Annotated in this window: 17 protein-coding genes and 1 pseudogene; 12 read left to right on the plus strand and 6 right to left on the minus strand. The window is 34.6% G+C overall.

Going from position 1 to position 24,335, the window contains the following annotated elements; all coding sequences use genetic code 11:
• The first annotated feature begins 143 nt into the window (after positions 1 to 143).
• From AC6CHR_RS06385 to AC6CHR_RS06395, 3 genes are all read left to right on the plus strand, one after another.
• Positions 144 to 383, plus strand: a complete 240-nt coding sequence (locus AC6CHR_RS06385) for a death domain-containing protein (protein ID WP_498247714.1) — start codon at positions 144 to 146, stop codon at positions 381 to 383.
• Positions 384 to 848: 465 nt separating this feature from the next.
• On the plus strand, positions 849 to 1,325 hold the full coding sequence (locus AC6CHR_RS06390; protein ID WP_498247842.1) for a spore coat protein: 477 nt from the start codon (positions 849 to 851) through the stop codon (positions 1,323 to 1,325).
• Between the two features lie 370 nt (positions 1,326 to 1,695).
• Positions 1,696 to 4,425: a DEAD/DEAH box helicase gene (locus tag AC6CHR_RS06395; RefSeq protein WP_498247716.1), complete on the plus strand. Its 2,730-nt coding sequence runs from the start codon at positions 1,696 to 1,698 to the stop codon at positions 4,423 to 4,425.
• Between the two features lie 97 nt (positions 4,426 to 4,522).
• Here the strand turns inward: AC6CHR_RS06395 and AC6CHR_RS06400 are convergent, their stop codons facing one another.
• On the minus strand, positions 4,523 to 4,918 hold the full coding sequence (locus AC6CHR_RS06400) for a (deoxy)nucleoside triphosphate pyrophosphohydrolase (RefSeq protein WP_498247718.1): 396 nt from the start codon (positions 4,916 to 4,918) through the stop codon (positions 4,523 to 4,525).
• A 352-nt stretch (positions 4,919 to 5,270) separates the two neighbouring features.
• Between AC6CHR_RS06400 and AC6CHR_RS06405 the strand changes: the two genes are divergently transcribed.
• The 5 genes from AC6CHR_RS06405 to AC6CHR_RS06425 all read left to right on the plus strand — a co-directional run bounded on the left by AC6CHR_RS06405 (position 5,271) and on the right by AC6CHR_RS06425 (position 13,527).
• Entirely contained in the window at positions 5,271 to 7,748 is a 2,478-nt protein-coding gene (locus tag AC6CHR_RS06405; protein WP_498247720.1) for an AAA family ATPase, read from the plus strand.
• Positions 7,726 to 8,769, plus strand: a complete 1,044-nt coding sequence (locus tag AC6CHR_RS06410) for a 5-methylcytosine restriction system specificity protein McrC (protein ID WP_498247722.1) — start codon at positions 7,726 to 7,728, stop codon at positions 8,767 to 8,769. Before AC6CHR_RS06405 ends, AC6CHR_RS06410 begins: the two co-directional genes overlap by 23 nt.
• A 460-nt stretch (positions 8,770 to 9,229) precedes the next feature.
• A complete protein-coding gene (gene licT / locus AC6CHR_RS06415) occupies positions 9,230 to 10,060 on the plus strand; it encodes a BglG family transcription antiterminator LicT (protein ID WP_498247724.1) in 831 nt (276 codons plus the stop codon).
• Positions 10,061 to 10,198: 138 nt separating this feature from the next.
• Positions 10,199 to 12,037: a beta-glucoside-specific PTS transporter subunit IIABC gene (locus AC6CHR_RS06420; RefSeq protein ID WP_498247725.1), complete on the plus strand. Its 1,839-nt coding sequence runs from the start codon at positions 10,199 to 10,201 to the stop codon at positions 12,035 to 12,037.
• 50 nt (positions 12,038 to 12,087) lie between these two features.
• Positions 12,088 to 13,527: a glycoside hydrolase family 1 protein gene (locus AC6CHR_RS06425; protein ID WP_498247726.1), complete on the plus strand. Its 1,440-nt coding sequence runs from the start codon at positions 12,088 to 12,090 to the stop codon at positions 13,525 to 13,527.
• 234 nt (positions 13,528 to 13,761) lie between these two features.
• Here the strand turns inward: AC6CHR_RS06425 and AC6CHR_RS06430 are convergent, their stop codons facing one another.
• The gene (locus AC6CHR_RS06430; RefSeq protein ID WP_498247727.1) at positions 13,762 to 14,109 is read right to left on the minus strand and encodes an ABC transporter ATP-binding protein; all 348 of its coding nucleotides are present in this window, start codon (positions 14,107 to 14,109) and stop codon (positions 13,762 to 13,764) included.
• Between the two features lie 242 nt (positions 14,110 to 14,351).
• Between AC6CHR_RS06430 and AC6CHR_RS06435 the strand changes: the two genes are divergently transcribed.
• The 4 genes and pseudogenes from AC6CHR_RS06435 to AC6CHR_RS06450 all read left to right on the plus strand — a co-directional run bounded on the left by AC6CHR_RS06435 (position 14,352) and on the right by AC6CHR_RS06450 (position 18,705).
• Positions 14,352 to 16,259: a 3'-5' exonuclease gene (locus AC6CHR_RS06435; protein WP_498247728.1), complete on the plus strand. Its 1,908-nt coding sequence runs from the start codon at positions 14,352 to 14,354 to the stop codon at positions 16,257 to 16,259.
• Between the two features lie 435 nt (positions 16,260 to 16,694).
• A pseudogene (locus AC6CHR_RS06440) lies at positions 16,695 to 16,907 on the plus strand (SMI1/KNR4 family protein); the annotation flags it as partial.
• Between the two features lie 567 nt (positions 16,908 to 17,474).
• Positions 17,475 to 18,182 (plus strand): HAD family hydrolase, encoded by a 708-nt coding sequence (locus AC6CHR_RS06445; RefSeq protein WP_498247729.1) that lies wholly within the window; start codon positions 17,475 to 17,477, stop codon positions 18,180 to 18,182.
• 343 nt (positions 18,183 to 18,525) lie between these two features.
• On the plus strand, positions 18,526 to 18,705 hold the full coding sequence (locus AC6CHR_RS06450; RefSeq protein WP_498247731.1) for a hypothetical protein: 180 nt from the start codon (positions 18,526 to 18,528) through the stop codon (positions 18,703 to 18,705).
• A 97-nt stretch (positions 18,706 to 18,802) separates the two neighbouring features.
• Here the strand turns inward: AC6CHR_RS06450 and AC6CHR_RS06455 are convergent, their stop codons facing one another.
• The 4 genes from AC6CHR_RS06455 to AC6CHR_RS06470 form a co-directional block, all read right to left on the minus strand.
• Positions 18,803 to 21,391 (minus strand): ABC transporter permease, encoded by a 2,589-nt coding sequence (locus tag AC6CHR_RS06455; protein ID WP_498247732.1) that lies wholly within the window; start codon positions 21,389 to 21,391, stop codon positions 18,803 to 18,805.
• Positions 21,388 to 22,071, minus strand: coding sequence for an ABC transporter ATP-binding protein (locus tag AC6CHR_RS06460; RefSeq protein WP_498247733.1), 684 nt, complete (start codon positions 22,069 to 22,071; stop codon positions 21,388 to 21,390). Before AC6CHR_RS06460 ends, AC6CHR_RS06455 begins: the two co-directional genes overlap by 4 nt.
• Positions 22,072 to 22,204: 133 nt before the next feature.
• Positions 22,205 to 23,209 (minus strand): sensor histidine kinase, encoded by a 1,005-nt coding sequence (locus tag AC6CHR_RS06465; protein WP_498247734.1) that lies wholly within the window; start codon positions 23,207 to 23,209, stop codon positions 22,205 to 22,207.
• A 1-nt stretch (position 23,210) separates the two neighbouring features.
• Positions 23,211 to 23,894 carry a response regulator transcription factor gene (locus tag AC6CHR_RS06470; RefSeq protein WP_498247735.1) on the minus strand — a complete coding sequence of 228 codons (684 nt, stop codon included), beginning with the start codon at positions 23,892 to 23,894 and terminating at the stop codon, positions 23,211 to 23,213.
• Between the last annotated feature and the right edge of the window lie 441 nt (positions 23,895 to 24,335).

Consider the following 24,335-nt stretch of genomic DNA (forward strand, 5'->3'; position numbering starts at 1 on the left):
TTCAGGTAGACTGATATCTGGATTTTGTGTTTCGCCTATTGTTCGGCTTGTGTCTGTAAAAATATTGTAAATAAAAAAGGATTCCGGTCGCAATATGTCAAATTATATACGTGTAGGTAAAATTTCTTGGGGGAGTGGATAATATGACTAACCAAATGAAAGAAAGTGAATTATTTGTTAAAGTTGGCCATGATGCTATACAAAATCGTGTTAATACAAAGGTTTTAATAGATCTCCTTATAGAAAAGGGTATTATTACAAATGAAGAATATGACACAAAGTATGCTCAAATTTACCATAAATCAACAGAAGAATTTACCTCGGAGTTATTAGGAATATCTGTTGAGAAGTTTAAAGAGAATACAGGACAAAAAGTAGAATGAATTATTTTTGAGCATCCTCTAAGGGTGCTTCTTATTTTATATTAATTGATAGACTAGAAAATTAAGTAGAATTAGTTACCTGAGGTGATAAGCATAGTGGAGATCAAGGTAAATGATCATTTTATTTGTGAAGTTGATGGAGTACATACTTATTGGAGTCCTGGGTCGAAGGTGAGAAAAGTCGAAGGTGAGAAAAGTCGAAGGTGAGAAAAGATGATGTAGTTTACAGAAGAAGGTTAATCAAACGACAACGAATGAAATTAACATTACCGATTTTTTCTCTGAATGATTAATATTTAAATGAAAGAATTAGATCGTGTATACTGAACACCCTTATAAAGGGGTGTTCAGTATACACGATCTAATTTGAATAGGACAAATAACTATATTGAATCACCTTGAATATTAGTGTTAAGACTAAATTTTAGGGGGAGAAACATGCATAATCATTATGATCCTAATCAAATGCACCACCATAAAACACTAGCATGGCATGAAACATTGGAGTTGCATGAACTCGTAGCGTTTTCATCAATTGGCTTAATAAAATTGAAAAAAGGACTTGGGAAAATTCAATGTCCAACTCTAAAAGGAATATATGCCCAATCAATTAACGAATTAGAATGTAACATAAGAGAATTATTACAATTCTATCGTTTTGCTCCTCGTGATGATGAAGATAGTAGAGATATGGATAAGGCTTTTTACGCAGGCGATTTATTAGCATTTGCGAAAACGGCGGTAAGAAATTATGCAATAGCTATTACTGAAACGGCAACACCAGAACTAAGAAATGTATTAGCAAAACAATTACAATTAGCTGTAAATTGTCATGCAAGGATATACAATTACATGTACCAAAGAGGATATTACCCATCATACAATTTAGAAAAGCTTCTAAATAACGACATAAACCTTGCAAATAAAGCTTTATCAATGTGATATTATAATGAAACAGATATCCATTACGGGTGTCCTTTTTTATTGCCTGAATTTAGAATGAAATGGAAATGGTTAAATGCTTGAGTATGATAAAACAAGGGGAATAAAAACAATTACCCTTTATTTAAAAAGGTATAAAATAATATACCAATAAGTGATCAACGAAAAGTAAAGGGTTATGATAGGTATTGGCGAGCTATAATTAGAATCAATGATGGTAAATACATAATGTGTAATGATTGGTATGATAGAAAAAAGAAGTAGCTACATTAGATGGCATTAAAACATATAGAAATAAGCATATGTAACCTTTATAACAAAACTAGCTGTAGGTATTTATCGTGTTGACAGAAAAGTAAGGAGTATGAGCATGGATGTAGATAAGAAGTTAATAACGAATTCTAGCAATGGGAATCTATTAAACGAACTCACAAAATCGATTAAAGAATGCAAGCAGTTCTATTTTAGTGTCGCATTTATTAATTTTAGCGGACTGCAGCTCCTTCTAGATTCGTTAAAAGAAGCTGAAGAGCATCGTACAAAAGGGAAAATTCTAACATCGACCTATCTCAATTTCACTGAAGCTAAGGCTCTAGAGAAAATAAAAGAATTCAATAATATCGAATTAAAAGTATTTGTTACGGATAAAGAAATTGGTTTTCATACAAAGGTTTATATATTTGAATACACAGATCGATATAAGGTAATCATTGGTTCTTCAAATATAACGCAAAGTGCCCTTAAAAGTAATATTGAATGGAATTTAGAGATCGTTTCAAAAAATGATCATGATTTTATTCAAAATGTATTAAAAGAGTACAATCACTTATGGGAAAGTAGTACTATGGCAAATGCTGAGTTTATAAAGAGATATGCTGAGTTTTTAAAAAATATTAAATCTAGGCAATCAACTACACAAATTTATGAACATGTGGAATACATCGTTCCAAATCGTATGCAAAAAAGCGCAATGGAAAATTTAGATCGCTTAAGGAAAATCGGTGAAAATAAAGCATTAGTTATTTCAGCAACTGGTACTGGTAAAACGTTTATGTCTGCATTTGATGTGAAGAATTTCGACCCTGAAAGAATGTTGTTCATTGTTCATCGAGAAGAAATTCTTAAGAAGGCTAAAAATACATTTGAGACGTTAATTACGAATCGCAATAAAACATTTGGGCTTTTGACAGGGAATCATAAGGAAAGACATGCAGACTATCTATTTTCAACTATACAGACCCTCTCTAAATGTTATCAAGACTATAAAGTGGATCAATTCGATTATATTATTTTTGATGGGGCCCATCATGCGACAAGTCCAAGTTATCAAGCAGTAATGGACTATTTTAAACCAACATTCACCTTAGGTATGACTGCAACACCTGAACGAAGTGATCATTATAATGTATTTGATCTTTTCGATCATAACGTCGCATTAGAGGTGAGATTGCATGAAGCATTAGAAGATGAGTTAATCATTCCCTTTCACTATTTTGGTATTACAGACGTCGAAGGAATAGATCTTAGTGATGTATCCATTGATGATATTGCCGAAGTAACCAAAAGGCTAAATGTAAACAAACGAGTCGACTTTATTATTGAGAAGATGCAGTTTTATGGTCACGACGGTGAAAAGAGAAAGTGCTTAGGTTTTTGTGCTAGTATCGAACATGCAAAATATATGGCCGATGAATTTAATGAGCGGGGGTATACTAGTATTTGCTTATTAGGTCGAGATTCTGTAGAAGACCGAGATAAGTATATTCAACGATTGGAAAATGACGAGGATGATCTAGAGTTTATTTTCACTGTGGATATTTTCAATGAAGGGGTAGATATCCCAACTGTAAACTCTGTGTTGATGCTTAGGCCTACAAATTCACCTATCATATTTATTCAACAATTAGGAAGAGGACTTCGAAAACACGGTAGTAAAAGCTTTTTAACAGTACTAGATTTCATTGGCAATCATAGTAAAGTATTTTTGATAGCCATCGCCCTAAATGGTAGCAGGTATTATGACAAAGAAAGTTTAAAGGTTGCGATTGCGACTGGTTTTGCTAATATTCCAGGTGCAACCCATATCCAAATGGATCAAATTGCACAAGATCGGATATTAGAACAAATTGATAGAGAAAACTTTAAATCGATGAAATATCTAAAAGAAGAGTATTTTGAATTTAAAAAGCTAAACCAAGGCCGAGTACCACTATATCTGCTAGATTATCTTAAATTTGATGGGGCACCAGATCCGATTAAATTTATAGAAAGAGAAAAGTCGTATCTTCAATTTGTTGCTAAGGTGGAAAAGGACGATCAACTAAAGGCGTTACTTGTTAATGATTCCTTTGAAAGTATCTTAAAGGAGTTATCAAGTAAACTACCTTTAAAAAGAATATACGAATTTCTCGTGATTAAATATTTACTAGAGCAGGAAGAGATTTCAGTTGAAGAAGCAAAAATTGAAATACTTAAAGTAATTGATTACGTTGATGAAGATAGCATCCTTCATGCTTTCGAGTACTTAAATCAGCAGTACTATGACAGCACGCAATTAAGAACAAAAGAAAAACTAGTAGAGTATTCAAATGGTCGATTGGTTAAAACAGATGCTCTACAAAAAGTGTTAAAAAACACTGAATACAAGAAGTACATTGAAGATGTTCTAAACTATGGGATCCATCGGTATGAAAAAGAATATAAGCACGAATATTATGGGGTTCCACATTTCAAGTTATATGAACAATATCAAATGATCGACGCAGCTTTATTATCAAACTATCGGAAAACACATAGTTCCTTTAGAGGGTCAGGTTTACTTGCTAACGGAAATGATTATTTCTTATATATTGATCTTCACAAAGAAGAAGATATTAAAGAAAGTATTAATTATCAGGATAAGTTTATGAGTCAACGGGATTTTCAATGGCAAACCCAAAATAGCACAAGTCAGTCATCTGAACGAGGAAAAAATATTATTTATAACAAAGCAAGAGATGTGAAATTACATCTGTTTGTGCGGAAATATAAAGAAATTGATGGTAAAACAGAACCGTATATTTACATCGGCAAAGGGGATTCAGTAGAATTCGAAGGATAAAAACCAATCACGGTAAAGATTCAACTAGAAAATGAAGTACCAGTAAATCTTTATACTGAATTCACAAAAAAGATATAGTCTTCTCATTATGAGAAGACTATTTTTCATGAATAAGCTGGTTAACAGCTGGAACATCAGCAGGTGCCCATATTAATGAATCAAGATTTTCTCTCTTCAACCAAATTAAGGTAGAATGTTCACTTGGTGTTGGGGTTCCAGCTACAATTTTACAAGTAATCGAAATCAAATTAATAATAAACGTATCATATTCATGGGTATTATCATTATATAAATCAATGGTTTCAACAGTACAACCCAATTCTTCATGAATTTCTCTAACTAAAGCCGAGTAGATATCTTCATCCTTTTCCACTTTCCCACCAGGAAACTCCCACATATTCGGAAGTGTCATCTCAGGAGATCTAAGCGCACACAGAATTTCATTATTTTCATTTTCAATAACAGCAGCTACTACTTTAACAGTCTTTTTCATCATGTCCCCCATAACTTATATTTCTAGTTTATGATAACATTTTGGTGGTTAATAAAAAATAGAAAATAAGTCTTAATATGTACAGACTTTTGCTCAGGAGCACGTTATTCCTGTTCACAATTCTATCATTTCCTTCTTTCGCTTAAATAGATGTATTTTGAGAGAAAGATTGATTGTAAAGAACAGGTTACGACCGTTCCAAGATATTTCCATAATTACAGATTATATTATAGTACTAAGAAAACCGTTGTTAAATTATGTTAAAATAATATAAAGAATCATTTTCTACACCTATTTTATAGGTAATACTATTAATTCAATATAGTACAAATAGATGAAGGAGGAAACAACTATGTCGCATTGGATTTTTCAAGGTAACCCAAGACGTTTCACAATAGATAAAGAAAAATACCCTGACCTTCATGATATCGATAGCTATGTACAGAAAGGTGAAAAGATTGAATGGAGTATTAGACAAAAACATCATATTAAAGATATTCAAAGTGGTGATCAAGTGTTTATATGGCGCTCTGATGGTGAAGAGCGGAATAGTGGTGGAATTATCGCTTTGACTGAAGTGGTTATGGAACCATATAACAAGGAAGATGGGATTTCGACTGTTGAATTGAAAGTAGTTGAGTGTAGATTAACCGAGGATACAGGTATGTTACTTAGGCATAAATTAAAAGAAATGCCTGAAACGAAGCAATTACTAATTTTGCGAGCACCTCAAATGACAAATTATAAACTAACTGACGAAGAGTATACTTCTTTAATCAATTATTGGAATCATCCAATTGATTTGGCTAAGAATGCTGATCTACCTATCATTGAGAAATATCTTAACTATTATAAAGAAAAAGTGGAAGAATTTTTAACCGGAATTGATTATATAAAGAGAAGTTACCAGTTTTTCCAGCAATTTAGAGATCCTGAATTCATTATGAATATGCAATGGGAAGACTTTCAGAAAATAGGAGATCATATCAATGCCTATCGAATGGCGATTGCTCGTAGCCGTGCATTTGGTCGTATGAATGCATCATTGGAGAAATATAGGGAAAGTTTTTATTACCTTGTACATGGCAATGATTCAATTGAATTACGAATGAATCAATTTTTAAATCATCCAGACTATAAATTGTTTGGTATCGGTGCAAATGCACTTAGTGAAATGATAGGAAACATTTTTCCTGAAGAATATTGTTTTTATAACCAAAGAGACCGAGTCGCAGTAGAAAACGAGTTGGGGATAGACCCGCAGTATAGTCGAGGAGATAGCTTCTCTCAAAAATTTATTAAGTTTCAGAACTCTTTAAAAGAAAATCAAATTGCTAGTAAATATGAATCAATTATAGGTATACGAACGGAGCTTCCAATTAATTATGAAGTTGATCAGTTCTTTAGCTTTGTATTTGAAAAAAGTAAATTAGCACTACAGGATGAGGATGAGCTGTATCAACCTCGATACTGGCTATTAGCTGCAGGAGAAAGCGGAAAACTTTGGGATGAATTTAAAATGAAAAATCAAATATCCATTGGGTGGAATAAACTTGGTGACCTAAAACAATATAACGATAAAAAGGAAATCTCAGAAAAGTTAAAAGAGATATATGAAATGGATCACACGCCAACCAATGATGCACTAGCAAATGAACAATTTGTTCGTGAAATGAAAGAAGGCGATTATGTATTTATTAAGGCAGGTAGAACAAAAATTATTGCTTTAGGTGAAATTATCTCCCCTTACCAACATGAAATTAAGAGTGGTGAACATCATTCTTATCGAGGAATTACCTGGTTACGAGAAGGAGAGTGGGATGTAGCTGATTTACCAGTTCATACGAAAACATTAACTGATATTACTCCTTATGAAGAGTATTTGGAATCACTATTAAATCGGGTAGAGATTCGCGAAGGCAATACACCATATGAGATAGGAGAAGTAGTAAACGAAGAAATTAGACCTTATACAATAGATAATATCTCCAGTGAAGTATTTATGGATTTAGAGAAAATAGAAGATGCAATAGAATCCCTGGACTATAAGAAGAATATTATCTTGCAAGGGCCGCCGGGTGTAGGAAAAACATATGTAGCCAAACGATTAGCTTATTTGCATATGGAAAAGAAACTACCAGAAAATATAGAAATGGTCCAGTTCCATCAATCCTATTCCTATGAAGAGTTTATAAGAGGATTTAAACCAAATGAAGCAGGTCATTTTGAACTACAGGATGGTTTGTTTTTCTCTTTTTGTCGGAAGGCGCAAGAAAACCCAGATGAAAACTACTATTTTATTATTGATGAAATCAATCGAGGTAATTTATCAAAAATATTCGGAGAAGTCATGATGTTAATAGAAGCAGATAAACGCGGTAACGAACATGCCATTAAACTTGCTTACAGTAAGAAGGAAGAAACCTTTTATATTCCCGGAAATGTGTTTGTCATAGCTACGATGAATACAGCTGATCGTTCATTAGCAATGGTTGACTATGCATTAAGAAGACGATTTGCTTTTATAAACTTATTACCAGGGTTCCATACTAATGCTTTCGGCGAATACTTAAAAGCCAAAGGTGTCAGCCAGGGATTTATTGATAGAATTAGAACATTCATACATGAAGTTAATCAGGAAATTGTAGGAGATTTTACGAATTTAGGGAAAGGATTCGAAATCGGACATAGTTATTTTTGTCCAGATGGAGACGTTCAAGATGAACAAACGTGGTATGAACGCATTATACGTCTGGAGATTAAACCATTACTAAGTGAATATTGGTTTGACCAGGAGGATAAAGTTGATGATCTCATCAGAAATTCCTAATAGAGTCCCCATTAGGAATATATATTATATGCTTGTTTATGCTTGGAACCATCCACAAGAGAAAAATATCATTTCTGTACATGAAGAAGACGAAAAGGATTTATTGAACCTACTAAGTAATGTACTAATAAAGAAAGTAAAAGCCCTCGTTAAAAGGGGTTTTTATAAGGAGTATGTGGAGAAGCAAGAAGAATCAGGTATTATCCGAGGGAAAATACTGTTTAAAGAATCGATACAAACTTTTTCACATAAAAGAGGTAAGTTACACGTGTCACAAGAGGATATGTCTTATGATATTCTCCATAACCAGTTAATAAAAGCAACATTGCACTTATTAGTAAATCACGAAGATTTACTAAAAGAGTATAAAGAAGAAATAAGAATGATACTGAATTACTTTAAAGAAATCACTCTTATACATGTAAATCCCCAACTATTTAAAGTGATTAACATACATCGAAATAATCAACATTATCAATTTTTATTTAACGTGTGTCAATTTATTTGGGAGAGTACATTACTCCATGAAGGAGAAAGTGAGAAGGTATTTCAGGATTTTTCTCGAGAGCATCAACAAATGGCTCAATTGTTTGAAAACTTTGTTAAGAACTTTTATAGAAAAGAAATACACGGATCCAAAGTGAAAAGTGAGTCATTCTATTGGCCAGCAGAAGGTGAAAGTACGGACTTACTTCCTAAGATGAAGACCGATATTTCGTTAGAGTTTGAAAATCAAAAGGTCATAATGGATACAAAATTTTATAAAGATATTTTTGGAGCTAATTGGAATAAAGAAACAGTACGTAGTGGGCATTTATATCAATTATTTGCCTATCTTAAAAATGATGAATACTACACAGGTCGTAAAGCCTCAGGAATTCTTCTCTATCCAAAAGTAGAAAAAGCGATTGATTTGAATTACAAGATTCACGGATTTAATGTGAGGATATGTACAGTTGATTTAACTGAACATTGGAATGATATTCATGACAAGTTGTTGGGAATTGTTCGGATTTCTTAGTTTGATTGACCGCTACGCTGCCAGAGTGTGATCAATATTTTAGTGTTAATTATGCTTTTTTTTGCATGGAGAAGAGAGCAATGTTTTGAGAAGTGATAGTTTGCCAAAAATAAAATTGATAATTTATTAAGAATCCTTTAAATCGTAATGGATAAAAGGTTAATTAGTGTTCAGATAGTTTTCTATATATATTAGGTTTATTGATCCGGAAATAGTATATGTGCCTTTGGTGGATACCTCTAGGATATTTTTATTATCCAACAAACGATCCAGATTGTGGTGTACTTAAGTAAAGAATTTATTGGAAACTGAAAACCTGAAAGAAAGGGGTTGCATATCAAAAGGTAGTGTTGTAATATATACTCAAAGCTAATATAAAACGGATTGTAACTGTTAAATCAGGCAAAACCGATTCCTTATCAAAGGAGGGGTTTTGCCTTTTTTGGTCAGGGGTGAAAAAGTGAATATTGTAAAGGTGTTAAACAATAATGTCGTAGTCTCTGAAAAAGGCGAGCAAGAAGTGATTGTCATGGGACGAGGTATTGCCTTTCATAAACGTGCCGGTGATGACATAAACGAGGAACAAATTGAAAAAATCTTTACTTTGGAAGATGAAGATATAACGAAGAAGTTCAAATCGTTAATTTCTGATATACCAATGGAATATATGGATATTTCTGAGAAAATCATCCAATATGCAAAACTTAAACTTGGTAAAAAGCTAAATGACAGCATTTATATCTCTTTGACAGATCATATTCATTTTGCTATTGAGCGTCATAAAGATAATTTGCCAATTAAAAATGGATTGCTATGGGAGACAAAACATCTATACAAAGAAGAATTTGAAATCGGGCTAGAAGCATTAAACATAATTTGTGATCAATTTAATGTTATTTTACCCGAAGATGAGGCAGCGTTTATTGCGCTTCATCTTGTAAATGCCCAACTTAATGAGGATATGACGAATGTTATGGATATGACGAAGGTGATCCAAGATATTTTAACAATCGTGAAATATCATCTTAAAATGGATTTTGATGAGAATTCGTTAAACTATTATCGCTTTGTCACCCATTTAAAATTCTTCGCGCATCGATTGGTAAAGGGAACACATTATAAGAACAACAACGAAGATGACCTGTTACAAGTGATTAAGGATAAGTATCCTGAAGCATATAAATGTTCTGAGAAAATTAAGCGATTCGTAGAAAAACAATATCGATATGAATTAACAGAGGAAGAAATACTTTATTTAACGATTCATATTCAGAGAGTAGTGAAAAAATAAATAATATCTATTTAGGATTGTTACTAATCAGGCAAAACCTAAATTGATCTTTTCAATAATGTGAAAAGGTCAGTTTAGGTTTTTATTTTTGTAGAAATAGAGAAAGATAGATAAACACACAATATAGGAGGGAATACAATGAGTTACGAACAATTTGCAAAAGATATCGTAAAAAACGTTGGTGGCCAAGAGAATATTTCAAGCTTAGTTCACTGTGCAACTCGCTTACGATTTGCATTAAAAGATACAGGTAAAGCGAATAAAAAAGCATTACAAGATATGGAAGGTGTGCTTAGTGTTGTGCAAGGTGGTGGACAGTATCAAGTCGTTATTGGATCCCATGTGTCAGAAGTTTATAAGGAAATTGGTAAGGTTGCCAATATAAATACTGGGGGAGGATCTTCTAATGAATCAAAGGGATCGATTACCTCACAGATATTTGATATCATATCGCGAAGCTTTTCGCCAATAATACCTGTACTTGCAGGTTCAGGTATGCTCAAAGCATTATTGACTGTCCTAGTGATGGTTGGATGGTTATCAGATCAAAGTAGTACGTACCAAATCTTGTCAGCTGCCGGGAATGCAGTATTCTACTTTCTCCCTGTTTTCCTAGGAATTACACTTTCGATTAAACTGGGAGCAAATCCATATGTTGGTGGCGCAATAGGTGCAGCTTTACTAGAGCCTAATTTAACCGGATTAATAGATAGTTCTGCTTCATTTTTAGGAATTCCAGCGATTGTTGTTGATTACTCTTCAACCGTATTCCCAGTGTTTATTGCTGGGTGTATCTATGCTTTGTTAGAAAAAGGCTTAAAGAAAATGATTCACAAAGATATTCAATTGTTCTTAGTCCCAATGATATCCTTAGTTGTTATTGTTCCATTAACGGTTCTACTATTTGGACCATTTGGAACGTATGTAGGTAACGGGATTGGTGCTGGTATTGAATTTTTAGCTGAAAGAAGTGGTTTATTAACTGGTGCTGTTATGGGTGCTGGTTGGACATTCTTAACACTATTCGGATTGCATTGGGGCCTAGTGCCAATTATCATTCAGAATCTTGCTAAAGGAGGAGACCCGCTTACTGCTATGCTAGCAGGTGCAGTTTTTGCTCAAATCGGTATCGCTTTTGCTATCTTTATTAAAGCTAGAGATAAAAAATTGAAAGCTTTAGCAGGTTCAGCTATGCTTCCTGCAGCACTGTCAGGTGTCACAGAACCTATTCTTTACGGAATTATTCTTCGTTATAAAAAGACAATAATCTATGTCCTTGTTGCTGGAGCGATTGGGGGGGCGATAAATGGTGTGCTTGGTTCAAAAGCAATGGTATTTAGTTTTCCTAGTTTTCTTGCTATACCAGCGTTCTCTCCAATGAGCCTTTTCATCGTTGGTGCGTTGGCAGCTTTTGTAATTGGCGCTTTATTAACAATAATTTTAGGCTTTGAAAGTAAAAAGAAAGATGTTACTGGAGAGGAAACCGTTGCATCGGATTCAGTAGGATCTGAACCTTTAACAAAAAGAGAAACCTTAGTTAGCCCTTTAACAGGAGAAGTAAAAGCATTAGCGGCAGTAAATGACGCAGCATTTTCTTCTGAAGCAATGGGTAAAGGTGTTGCGATTGTCCCTTCAGTCGGTGAAGTAGTATCACCAGTAAATGGAACGATTTCAGTTGTTTTCCCTACTGGTCATGCTATCGGTATCACCTCAAATGATGGAGCAGAGATCTTAATCCATATTGGAATTGATACTGTCCAACTAAATGGAAAGCATTTCACATCACTTGTAAAACAAGGTGATTCTGTCACAAAAGGTCAGTCATTAGTGAATTTTGACAAAGAAAAAATAGTAGAGGCAGGATATGATATTATAACGCCTGTCATTATTACGAATACTGATCGTTATATAGAAATTGTTGAGACTGATAAAAAAGACATCCAAGCTAATAATGACTTATTAACACTTATTGTTTAACCAGAAAGGGGACATTCCCCTTCTTACTTATAAATTAGGAGGAAAATCATATGAATACAAACAAACAATTCCCGGAAGGATTCCTATGGGGGGGAGCAACTGCTGCTAATCAAATAGAAGGCGGTTTTTATGAAGGAAACAAAGGATTAAATATTGCAGACGTTCTACCTGGAGGAAAAGAGAGATTACGTGTATTAAAAGAACCAGGTTTTAACTTTGAAATTGATCATGATAAATATAGCTACCCGAATCATGAAGCAATTGACTTCTATCACCGTTACAAAGAGGATATCGCGTTATTTGCAGAAATGGGATTCAAAGCCTATCGTATGTCGATTGCATGGACGCGAATTTTCCCTAGTGGGGAAGAGTTAGAACCGAATGATGAAGGACTAGCTTTTTATGATCGTGTGTTTGATGAATTACACAAGTATGGAATTGAGCCAGTTGTTACAATCTCTCACTATGAAATGCCACTAAATCTAGTTACAAAGTATGGTGGGTGGAGAAGTCGAGAAGTGATACCCTTCTTTGAACGATACGCGAATGCTATATTAGATCGTTATAAAGATAAGGTGAAATATTGGATGACGTTTAATGAAATTAATAGTGCCTTACATTTCCCAATTATGAGCATGGGCTTCTCGATTGACAAGGAAGAAGATAAATATCAATCAATTTTCCAAGCTTTCCATCATCAATTTGTAGCAAGTAGTCTGGCTGTGAAAGTCTGCCATGAAATAATCCCAGATGCTACTATCGGTTGTATGCTTTTATCTGCTCCTGTTTATGCCTATGATAGTAATCCGGAAAATGTCATGTATGCGCTCCAAGAGGAACGAATTTTTAATTATTTCTGTGGTGATCTCCAAGTACGTGGGGAATACCCAACCTACACAAAACGTTTCTTTAAAGAGCATAATGTTAACTTAGATATTCGCGAAGGGGACCTAGAATTAATCAAGGAACATACGGTTGATTATATCGCATTAAGTTACTATATGTCCCTAACACAAGCGAAAGATAAGACAGGTTTGGAGATAGCTCCTGGAAACCTTCTTGAAGGAGTGAAAAATCCTTTCTTAAAAGCTAGTGATTGGGGCTGGGAAATTGACCCAGAAGGCTTACGTATTACATTAAATAAACTCTATGACCGCTATCAAGTTCCTTTATTCGTCGTGGAAAATGGATTAGGGGCATATGATAAGGTAGAAGAAGACGGATCTATTAACGACGACTATCGAATTGATTACTTACGTAGTCACATCGAAGCAATGAGCGAAGCAATTGAAGATGGTGTTGAACTAATGGGATATACAAGCTGGGGTTGTATTGACCTAGTTAGTGCTTCAACAGGCGAAATGTCTAAGCGTTACGGTTTTATTTATGTTGACAAACAGGATGACGGTAGTGGTTCATTAGAGAGAAAAAGGAAAAAATCTTTCAATTGGTACATTGATGTTATAGCAAGTAATGGAGAGAATTTATAAGTTCAATAAGTAATGAACACACATGAACGATAAGCAAAACTATAGAAAAAATTAATGATTTTAGGAAAAGTTTAAAAAGGCATTGGTTTAAAGATACCAATGCCTTTTTTCTATTCAGAAACCACGGCGAAACCTACCATAATAAGGCCAAAATATTGAATAAGTAAGGCGTGAAAACAAAAAAAACCTAATAGAAAATGGATATTATTTTTTATGAGAGGAAGATTAATAATGCTAATTCTTCCTTAACACACCTTTTTTCACCAAATTAACAACTGTCCCCTTGTTCTTATACCGATTATAAGCTATTAACCTATTCAAATCTTTAACAGTTAATTTAGCTGGATCAATCGCAAGGGTGAATTCATCAAGCTTATGTACTAAAGAAAGGGCATAGTCAATTTGTTTTGCTGTAAGCAAGTGTTCTTCTTCGGTTCTAGTTGTTTGTTGTAATGTTGATGCATGTTCTTTTATTCTTTGATCCACAATAGCTTGAACCTGATCTTCACTTATATATTGTTTTTCTGTTGAAGTTGTTTGTTGTCTTGATTTTAATAATTTCTCCAGGAGCCCCTTAATCAATTCTTCACTTCCTCTTTCAAATGAGTTTCAGCCTTGGACTTATTGATTCAAAAGGCATGGTACATAACTCTTAATAAAAATATATTTAAGTAAATTGTAAAACTTTGATCATGATTTTTAATGATAATTTGTATTATTTTATCACAAATGTAAGAAAAACGGCATAGAATTTAACAAAATGTAAGTCTATGTAACTATTTATTGATATAATTATCTAAAATACATTTTTTGGAGCGTTTGGTATGGCTGTTACAATTCCTGAAAATATTCGTTCATCAGCTACGGCGGGAGAGAGGTTATTTTTTCGTACTCTTAAGACCTATTTACCTGATGATTATATTGTTTATTATGAACCAGAAATACAAGGGAGAAGGCCAGATTTTGTTATCATTGGTCCTGATCTTGGCGTTGTGGTTTTAGAAGTGAAAGATTATACAAAAAACACATTGTTTCAGATTAATCATGATGAGTGGCAAATTGTATCTTCATCGGGACAAAATGCGTTTGTGAAAAGTCCGATGAAGCAAGCAAGAGATAATATGTTTCATGTTGTTGATGCTCTAAAAAAAGATAAAAGCTTAGTTCAATTAGATGGAAAATATAAATTTCAATTGAAATTCCCATATGGTCATGGAGTTGTTTTTACAAGATTGTATTCAAAGGATTTTATTGAACATGGGATTTATTCTGTTATTGAACCAAGCTTATGTTTAACGAGAGATGAAATTGATTCTGAAAAAGAGGCGTTTTCTGAAGAAATTTTGATGGAGAAAATCCTTAATATGTTTGTCGTTCCATTTAGACTTAGAGAACCTCTTTCAATAGACGATATTAATGCGATTCGATATCATTTATTCCCAGAGGTTCGAATAAGTGCAGAGTATAAACAACCTGTTCCATATCAAGATCAACTTTTACTGTCGTTACATGATATAAAAACCATGGATCTTCATCAAGAAAATTTAGCGAAGCAAATAGGGGATAAAAATCGTTTAATTCGAGGAGTAGCAGGAAGCGGGAAGACGATTATTTTAGCAAGCAGGGCAAAGATGTTGTCTAAGCAAAATCCTGATTGGAAGATTCTCATTCTTTGTTACAATATTTCTTTAGCAAACTCGATTCAACAAATGATCACTCATATGTTAAATGAGCCTGAAGATTTGTTTGATTATAATCCAGATTCAAAGGTTGTTACTAATGAAAATATTATTGTACGAAACTTTCATTCATGGTTAAAGAATGATTTAAAGATTAAGGAGTATCAACTTCCTACTATTATAGATAAATCATTAAAAAAGGAAACGATTTTACCTTTATATGATGCTGTCTTGATAGATGAGGGTCAGGATTTTGAAGCAGATTGGCTTCGTCTTGTTAGCTCACTAATTAATGTGAATACTCAATCACTATTATTAGTGGAGGATAGAGCACAAACAATCTATAATCGGAAACGTTCCTACCTCCAAGATACAGGATTAAGTTTTCAAGGGAGATCAAAGGTTTTATCCATTAATTATCGTAATACTCATCAAATCCTTACTTTTGCTTGGGACTTTTACCGTAAACATTCTTTGCTTAAAAATAAAGTAGTAAATGGAGATTTAGAAGGTGAGATTATCGCCCCTCAAAGTACAAAACGTAAGGGGCCAGAACCAGGAATAATAAAAGCCAAAAATTTCTTTGAAGAAACAAAATTAATTGCTCGCCAAATAAAGAAACTACATGAAGAGAAAAAGGTATCGTATGATGAAATGTTGATTCTTTATCGAGTGAAAAAAACCTATCAAACACCAATAATTGATGTAATTAAACGAGCTTTAACTGATGCTGATTTACCTTTTTATTGGATTACAGAAAGTGATGTTTCCAAAAGATCCTATGAAAAAGATGATGGGAAAATAAAAATCAGTACAATAGAAAGCAGCAAAGGGTTGGATTTCCGAGCAGTATTCATCATGAACATCGATTCTATGCCTTTTCCTTTGGTTGAAAATAAAGAAAGGGAAGTCTCGTTGTTTTATATTGGTATGACAAGAGCACAGGAATATCTTTGTTTATCTTATTCAGGAGAGTCGGAATTCACCAAACATATAGAAGGTGTAAAAGAAGAGAGGAAGCAGATTATTAATGGGGTGGAGAAGGCTAATTAATGGAGATTATTCATACATGTGACATATAGCCTATCCTTTTTTCCTAAAAGAAAAAGAGAAAAGTTTAAAAGTATAAGAAAAAAGACTAAAATAATGAAGTTGAATATGATTCGATAATTATTTAGATTTTTGATTTTATCCTTTGGTTTTTTCGTAGGTTAGAGTTTTGCAGCATACTTCGTATAAATAGAGTTACAAAAAAACATATAACATATGGATAATAGCCATTTAACTGTGGGTTCAGTTCAAGCCTGTCCAACACAGAATTTTTTATAATGGAATTAATGTGAGTTCGACTCCGACCACCGGTATCTTTAGGTGAAAATGAGATAAATTAAGAAACGATAAAACACTCACAAATGTTAGTATATCAATGTTTGTGGGTGTTTTTTGTTTTGTGGGAAAACGGTTGGAAAGGGTAGGATTCGGATTCGTTTTACATTTATTTCTCGAAAAGAACATGGTTTTCCTAAGTAGTATCTGGTTTTAAGTGAAATGTCAGCAAATGCTGTATTAGTGCTGGATACTGTAACAGATAAAGTTTATATAGTAAATTTTGAGGGTAGAGATGAACTGCTTTTAAAGGGAGAGTTAGAGGAAACTTGGTCAACGTTATTTGAGTTCTTGAAGGCGTATTTTAAATGTTAATTATCGTTCAATAAAAGAAAATTCATAGATACTTTAAACCTAGATTGGCAATATGCCTTTCAAGGTTTATTTTGTTTTAAGCTTTTGTAGTAAACAAACAGAATGAGTTTGTAAATGGCCGTCATTTTGATAGTTTAGCGGAGTAGACAATACAACTACATGACTATGTTCGTTGGTTTATTCATTTTCAAATTCATGCAACATTTGGCTATCTTTAGGGGAAATCATATTCAAAAAATGTTAATGAATTACTAGATAATCATCCTGAATCCCTCAATGAATCAAATATAGAAATAATCGAGAATGGATTAGTTCCTATTGTTGATAACAATTTATTAAACATTTTCCTCAGTATAAAGATTGCAAGGGTGATAAATTTAACCGTTTTTTCCTATCAAGGTTTATTGATTTTAATAGTTTTGTAAATTTAGTATTGTCCAAAATGTTTTTTAAGACAATAAATATACCACTCTAACGTTGGAGAGCAATAGGATCAGTGTATGCGATTTGTTACTGAGTCAAGCATAAATAAGTGGTATCATAATAATTATGAGGAGGGATTTGCGAATGGATACAATAATTTTTGACGTCGATGATACACTATATGATCAAGCACAATCTTTTCATAAAACGGTAAGGAAGTTGTTTCAAGAGCCACTTTCAAACGAGGAAATTGATCAATTATATAAAGCTAGTCGAAAGTATAGTGAGATTTTATTTGATCAAAGTGAAGCGGGAGAAATATCAAAATTTGAATGGCAGACAGGACGAATTATAGCTTCCTGTAAGGACTTTAATATTCCTATAGATACTGAAAAAGCAGCTATTTTTCATGATATGTATGTTGCCGAACAAAAGAACATTACTTTGTTTCCGGAAGTGGAAATATTACTAAATGAACTTTTCAAAGAAGGAAAACAGCTTGGGATTCTTACAAATGGTGTGGAAAAACATCAAGCAATGAAAATTAAGCAGCTCGGTCTGAGTCACTGGATTCCTGCAGAAAAGACCTTTATTTCTGGAACGATCGGTCATGCAAAACCGAAAAGAGAAGTATTTGATTTTATTGAAGAGAAAATGGATCTTGACCAAACCAAAACGGTTTATATCGGGGACAATTATGAAAAAGATATTATCGGAGCAAAACAAGCAGGCTGGCAGGCGGTCTGGATGAATCATCGAAAGAGAGATTTACCAGCCAATGCTACCTATAAACCAGATAAAGAAGTACATAGTGCCAAAGAGCTATTAGACTTATTTGTAAAAAAAGCTTAGGTCGTTGAGTTAGGAATCAATATTGTAAAATTCTGATTCCTATTTTTAGTGCCTTTGATGGCGCAGGGTATAAAGAGAAGGGTGAGTCAAAAATGGTATAGCCTGTTGTTTACAATAAAAAGAACAGATAGAAGTAAAGCAAGTAGGAGGGCTGATCAACATGGTAAAATTCATCTCAATACATCATCGATTTCTTCAATTATACAAAAACGAACGAAATCGATTTATACAATGAATTTAGTCTTCAACATGAAATTGAAATCTACTTACGTAATGTACTATCAGAATATAAAGTTCAGTTTGAAAGAAACATATTGTTTTTCACAACAGACATTAATCCTTCATGAATAAGATAGACTTTCCTATTCATGAAGGATTACCTGTTAACGATCTGAAAGAAATAAAAAAAGAAGACATAGAATTATTTCTGGCTGAAGAGTACAAGGTATTTGCGCCAGTATTAGACGGTTCTCCTTTTTGGGATTATTATGTTTACTGGATGGCACATCTCACAAAAAAATAGTTAATACTAACTATCAAAGGTGCTATGAAAGACGTTTGGAAAGCATTAAAAAAAAAAAAACGCGATTAGCCTTGTAGCTAACCGCGTTTCAACTTACTTATATATTCTCCTGCTTCAAACTCTCGATAATGTTGTCATTTTTTATTTTGGAAATTGAGTATAGCATCGCTGAGCCTACAATCAAGAAAATCACGACAATTACGGATAGGATGCTCATCCACGGAAGACTAAATTCATATTCAAAGGTGTAACCTACTGAGCGATGGATTCCAAACATAACAAGCACACTGATTGGGAGGCCATAACCCAAGGCCTTCACTCCGTAAAAAATACTTTCATAATGAACCATCTTATTAAAGCCTTTTGGCGTCATGCCCACGGATCGAAGCATCGAAAATTCACGTTTTCTTAGCGTAATACTTGTTGAGATCGTATTGAAAATATTGGCGATCGAGATTAAGGAAATCAACGTAATAAACCCATAGGTGAAGACGGACATGAGCAAAATCATCTGCTCTTCTTGTTGGCGTTGCTGATAGACATTAGTTACATGTATGCTCGTGTCCATTCGTTCTTCAATCTCTGTTTGAGTGGCAATTGGGTCTGAACTTTTTAGGCTCACATATGTGCTAACATCCATTTGCGGATTTACCAATACGTCCATCGTTGCTTCAGGCACAACGATATTCAGGCCCCCGAGCGAAACGGTTTGAATGCCCATTGGAACTTTGTCAGTTAGGGCGGCGATTTTAACACTGCTCACCAGTTCCCTTGTAGGTGGTTCATTTTCCATATCCCCATTGGCAACAGTAAATAGGTCAATGGATTTTCCAATTTCCGAGACAATGGATTTCGTTTCGATGAATTTTCCCGATACAACGTCCTCATAGGCAATTTGGTCAATAACAATCGCTTTTGGATCATCTTTTTGGGCAAAATCTTCCGGATCTGTACCAACTTGTTTGGCATAAGCATTAAAACTCTCTTGATCCAAAGCATGTAGTACAACATAATAACTATATTTTCCATCCTCAAGAGCAGACTCGTTATTTTGGATTTGCGTTTTCAATTGTTCTGGAAGTTCTTCCATCCTAATAAGTGTCTCAACATTCACTTCATCCACAATGGTGGATTTCTTGACAGAATCCAGTTTCGTATAAATTTCTAACTCTTCCTTTTCTAATTCGCTGCTGGAAATTTGAATATCAAAGTTTAGGTTCCTTTGTGACATTTCAAGGGACTTTTTTAAATTATCGGTAAAAAAGGTGACCGATAGAAACAGAACAATGCTAATCACCAGGGAAAACACGGTTGCCAAGTATCTTTTTTTATTTCTTTTGACATTCTTCAGTCCAATTTCTGCTTCAATTCCAAAGATTCTTCGCACAAGCTTAGAGGTTTTCACCGTTTTACTTGATAATTTAATATCATGGGTTTGGCGTATCGCATCAATTGCTGATATCCTCGATGCTTTTTGAGCAGGGATATAAGTTGAAATAAAGATGGTTACTATTGAGATTCCACAGGCTATCATCATGGAAGCTGGACTGACAATAAGCTCTAGTTTTTCGGATATCCCCAAGGCATCTTGTATAATCGTGTTAATAAAGGTGAAGGTTGTCCCAATCCCTACAAGTCCAGCAAGAATTCCAATAGGGATACTGAAGGCGCCAATTACCGCTCCTTCAAAAAAGACGGAATTTCGTTTTTGTTTTTTTGTTGCTCCGACACTCGAGAGCATCCCTAAATGTCTAGCTCGTTCGGAAACACTAATGGCGAACGCATTATAGATCAACGCTACTGAACCAATGATGATGACACCTATAATGATGCTAGCTAACGAAAATAGCGTTGTTCTCAATTGATCGTTCTTTGTTACCCCATAGTAGCGGAGGAGATCTGAATTATATGCTACTGAATCTATATCATGTTCCGCTGCAAGATTCTTTGCGTCTTCATAAAGGGACCCTTTTACTTTCGTTAACACTACAAAGGCATCAACAGTATCATTTTCGCTTAGTGACTTTTCATCAATATTGCCGAGAACGGTGTATCCAGGTGACCAAGAGGGTTCCCAAGAAGGGCCTTCAATTATTCCAACAATGGTCACCGTTTTCGTTTCGTTGATTTTCAGTTCTTCGTTAATCGTGTCTTCATTCTGTACGAGGGAGTGAGTCTGAGTTAGGACCTCCCCGGTTGTTTTGTTCCTACGTGAACCTATGTCAAAGGTGAGTTGATCCCCAATTTGGTAGTCTACCTTTGCATTGCTTAAAATCGCCTCAGAAATGGTAATCTCGTTTTCATTCTGTGGCAGTCTTCCTTCAACGACGTCAATCGGGAAATGCTCCATCCCGGTCTTAGTATAATTTTTAAAGTATAGATAGGGTTTATAGACATTGTTTGATTCTTCAAGGTCAGCATAGCCATCACTTGAGATGACCACTGTTTTCGTGTCACTGTCTTCTTCAATGGCATTGATTTGGTCTGAAGTGACATTCTTGTATTGAACATGCCATTCTCCGTTTTTGGCGATATCCTGTCGAATCATTAAGTCTAGAAAGGAAATCCCGAGTGTTGCAACAGAGGTGATCATTGCCACCGAAATGATGACACCGATGATGGTTACAAGGGATCGGCGTTTGTTTTCTTTTAAATGCCTTAAGGTGAATTTATTGATAATATTCATGGACGAATCGCCTCATCCTTAGCGACCTTACCATCTTCAATGGAAATGATTCGGTCTGCTTGAAGAGCGATGCGCTCATCATGGGTGATGACAATTAAGGTTTGGTTGTAGGTTTTGTTAAACATTTTAAAGAGCTCCATGATTTCTTTACTATTTTCACTGTCAAGGTTTCCTGTCGGCTCATCGGCAAGCATAATTGCCGGATTACTGATTAACGCTCGCCCAATGGATACGCGTTGCTGTTGACCACCAGATAGTTGGTTAGGTAGGTGGGATAGTCGGTTATGTAAACCTAAAATGTCAACAACTTTGGTAAATTGTTTTGGATCCACTTTTTGTTCATCTAAAAGCATCGGCAGCGTGATATTTTCTTCGACTGTTAAGATTGGAATCAGATTATAAAATTGATAGATTAAACCAATTTGCCTACGTCGAAAAATGGCTAGTTGTGTTTCATTTAAGCTATAAATATCAGTTTGATCAATCAGAACCTTCCCGCTTGTCGGTCGGTCAACGCCGCCAAGTAAATGGAGCAAAGTCGATTTCCCTGAACCAGAAGGTCCAATGATACAAACAAATTCACCTTTTTTCACTGTAAAAGAAACATCATCTAGCGCCTTAACAGCCGTTTCACCTTTGCCATAAACCTTTGATAGATTTTGAACTTCTAATATGTTCATGAGATAACCTCCGTAAGTTATTTGTTTGAGGTTAGTATATCGTGCCAATATGACTTTAAAGTGACTCGAAAGTGACATTTTATTCACTTTAGTGGGTAGGAGGGGAACAAAAAAAATAAAGCAGGTCGATCACTCAGATCACCTGCTTGTAAAATTTAATCTGAAACCTTGTCCCAACACCTATTTGACTTGTCACTTCAATATCACCTTGTTGACTCGTGACGATACTATACGCCATCGCAAGGCCAATTCCTACACTATCATCACTCGCATTTTTCCCTTTGTAAAACCGTTTGAAAATGTAACGGAGATCCTCCTTCGCTATTCCATTCCCATTGTCAGAGATGCTAATTTCCGTAAATAGAGGATTATCTGAATACCGAATCGAAATTTCACCACCTACTGAGGTGTGCTCGACACAGTTTTTTATTATGTTGATGAGCGCTTCTACGGTCCAATTGACGTCTCCAATAAATGCAGCCTTTTCATCACCTTTGACATCCAAACGTTGCATTTTAATATCCATTGGAATTAATAGCGGTTCAACTGCATTTTGAACAAGGAGACCGGCCAAGACGTTCTCTTGTTTAAAAGCAATCGTTCCTGCATCGATTTTCGAAAGCTTCAATAAGGAAGAAACAAGCCATTCCATCCTTTCTATCTGTAATTGAAGATTCCGTGTGAATTCGGATCGCTTTTCATCATCTAATCGTTTATCACGTAACAAATCTGCCATGACCATCATCGAGGTGAGTGGGGTTTTTAGTTGGTGAGAGATGTCTGAAATCGCATTTGTAAGTTTCGCTTTATCTTCATGTAAGACTGCACCTTGTTCAGAAAGCAAATTCGTCACTTTGAAAATATGACTTTTTAAAATACTTAGCTCACCTTCAAAGTTATCACGGACATCTAAGTGAAAGTCTCCACTGCTAATTTGTTGTAAATAGCCTGAAAGTTTAGCAATTTCCCGGTATCGCCATTTCGTGAAAATTAGCATGCAACAAATCAGTAAAACCGATACACCTAGCACCATACTAGCAGCAAGCATGGAAACGAAACTAGCAGCTAAGGTAAATCCGCTTGCAACTATCAGAAGAAGAATGGTCACGAAGATTTGAACTTCTCGATTGCGAAGCAACTCAATCACCGACCTTATAGCCCATGCCTCGTAGTGTCTTAATTAAGGTTGGGTTTTGAGGATCATCTTCTAGTTTTTCTCGTAATCTTTTGATATAGACTGTTAAGGTGTTGTCATTAACAAAATCACCACCGACATCCCAAATCCGGTCTAGGAGCTGTGCTCTTGTAAGAACCTGTCCAATGTGGTTAGTGAAAATCAGGAAAAGCCGGTATTCTAATGACGTCAATAAGATTTCATTGCCAGCTTTATATACTTTTCCTTCTAATATGTTAATTTGGATATTTTCAATTTCAATGAGGTTTTTCGTTTGAGTATGTCGATGATAACGACGGTGTACCGTTTTAATTCTCGAAACAAGTTCACGGATTCGAAAGGGTTTTGTAATATAATCATCCGCTCCCATATCAAGACCCATGACGACATTCACTTCATCATCATAAGCAGTTAAAAAAATGACCGGAATATCACGACGTTTTTTCACTAGCTCACATAAGTCATAACCACTTCCATCAGGTAAGTTCAGATCAAATAGGCATAAATCGAATTCCTCTATATTATGCTGAATCACTTCAAATGCTGAAGCTGCATTATGACAAAGTACGGTTTTAAAGTCCTCTTGTTTCAAGGAATACTCCAAACCTGAAGCGATCGTTCGATCATCTTCGACCAATAATATTTTCATTTAGCTCATCCTAACATTCAGTTCTTTCTTTTATCTTATTGGAAGTGTGAGCTACCGTCAAAAAATACATGATGAGAGTTTATCATTTTATCATGATAGAGGTATGGTTATTTGGCCTTTTTAGTATATCCGCTAAGACAAGAAGGAAAAGAGTAATAGTTGCTGGTCATACAAAATGGTACTAGTAGTTCAACTACTACAAAAATAAGAAAATAGCGAGTAAGCCCGAGAACCTGCAATCTGTATCTTAGAGTATGGTTTTAGTGTTGACGAGAATAGCGTTGAACAAAAATGATTGGACAACATACAAATCTTTTAATAGATTAACAGGAGAAATTGGACAACAAATCACATTGTTAAAAAGAACTTCATAATTTTTTTGAAAAACACGCTACCCTTTCTCCATTTACCTATATATATTCTTTGAAAAGAATTTTCATA

This window comes from Metabacillus sp. GQ13, assembly GCF_059758525.1.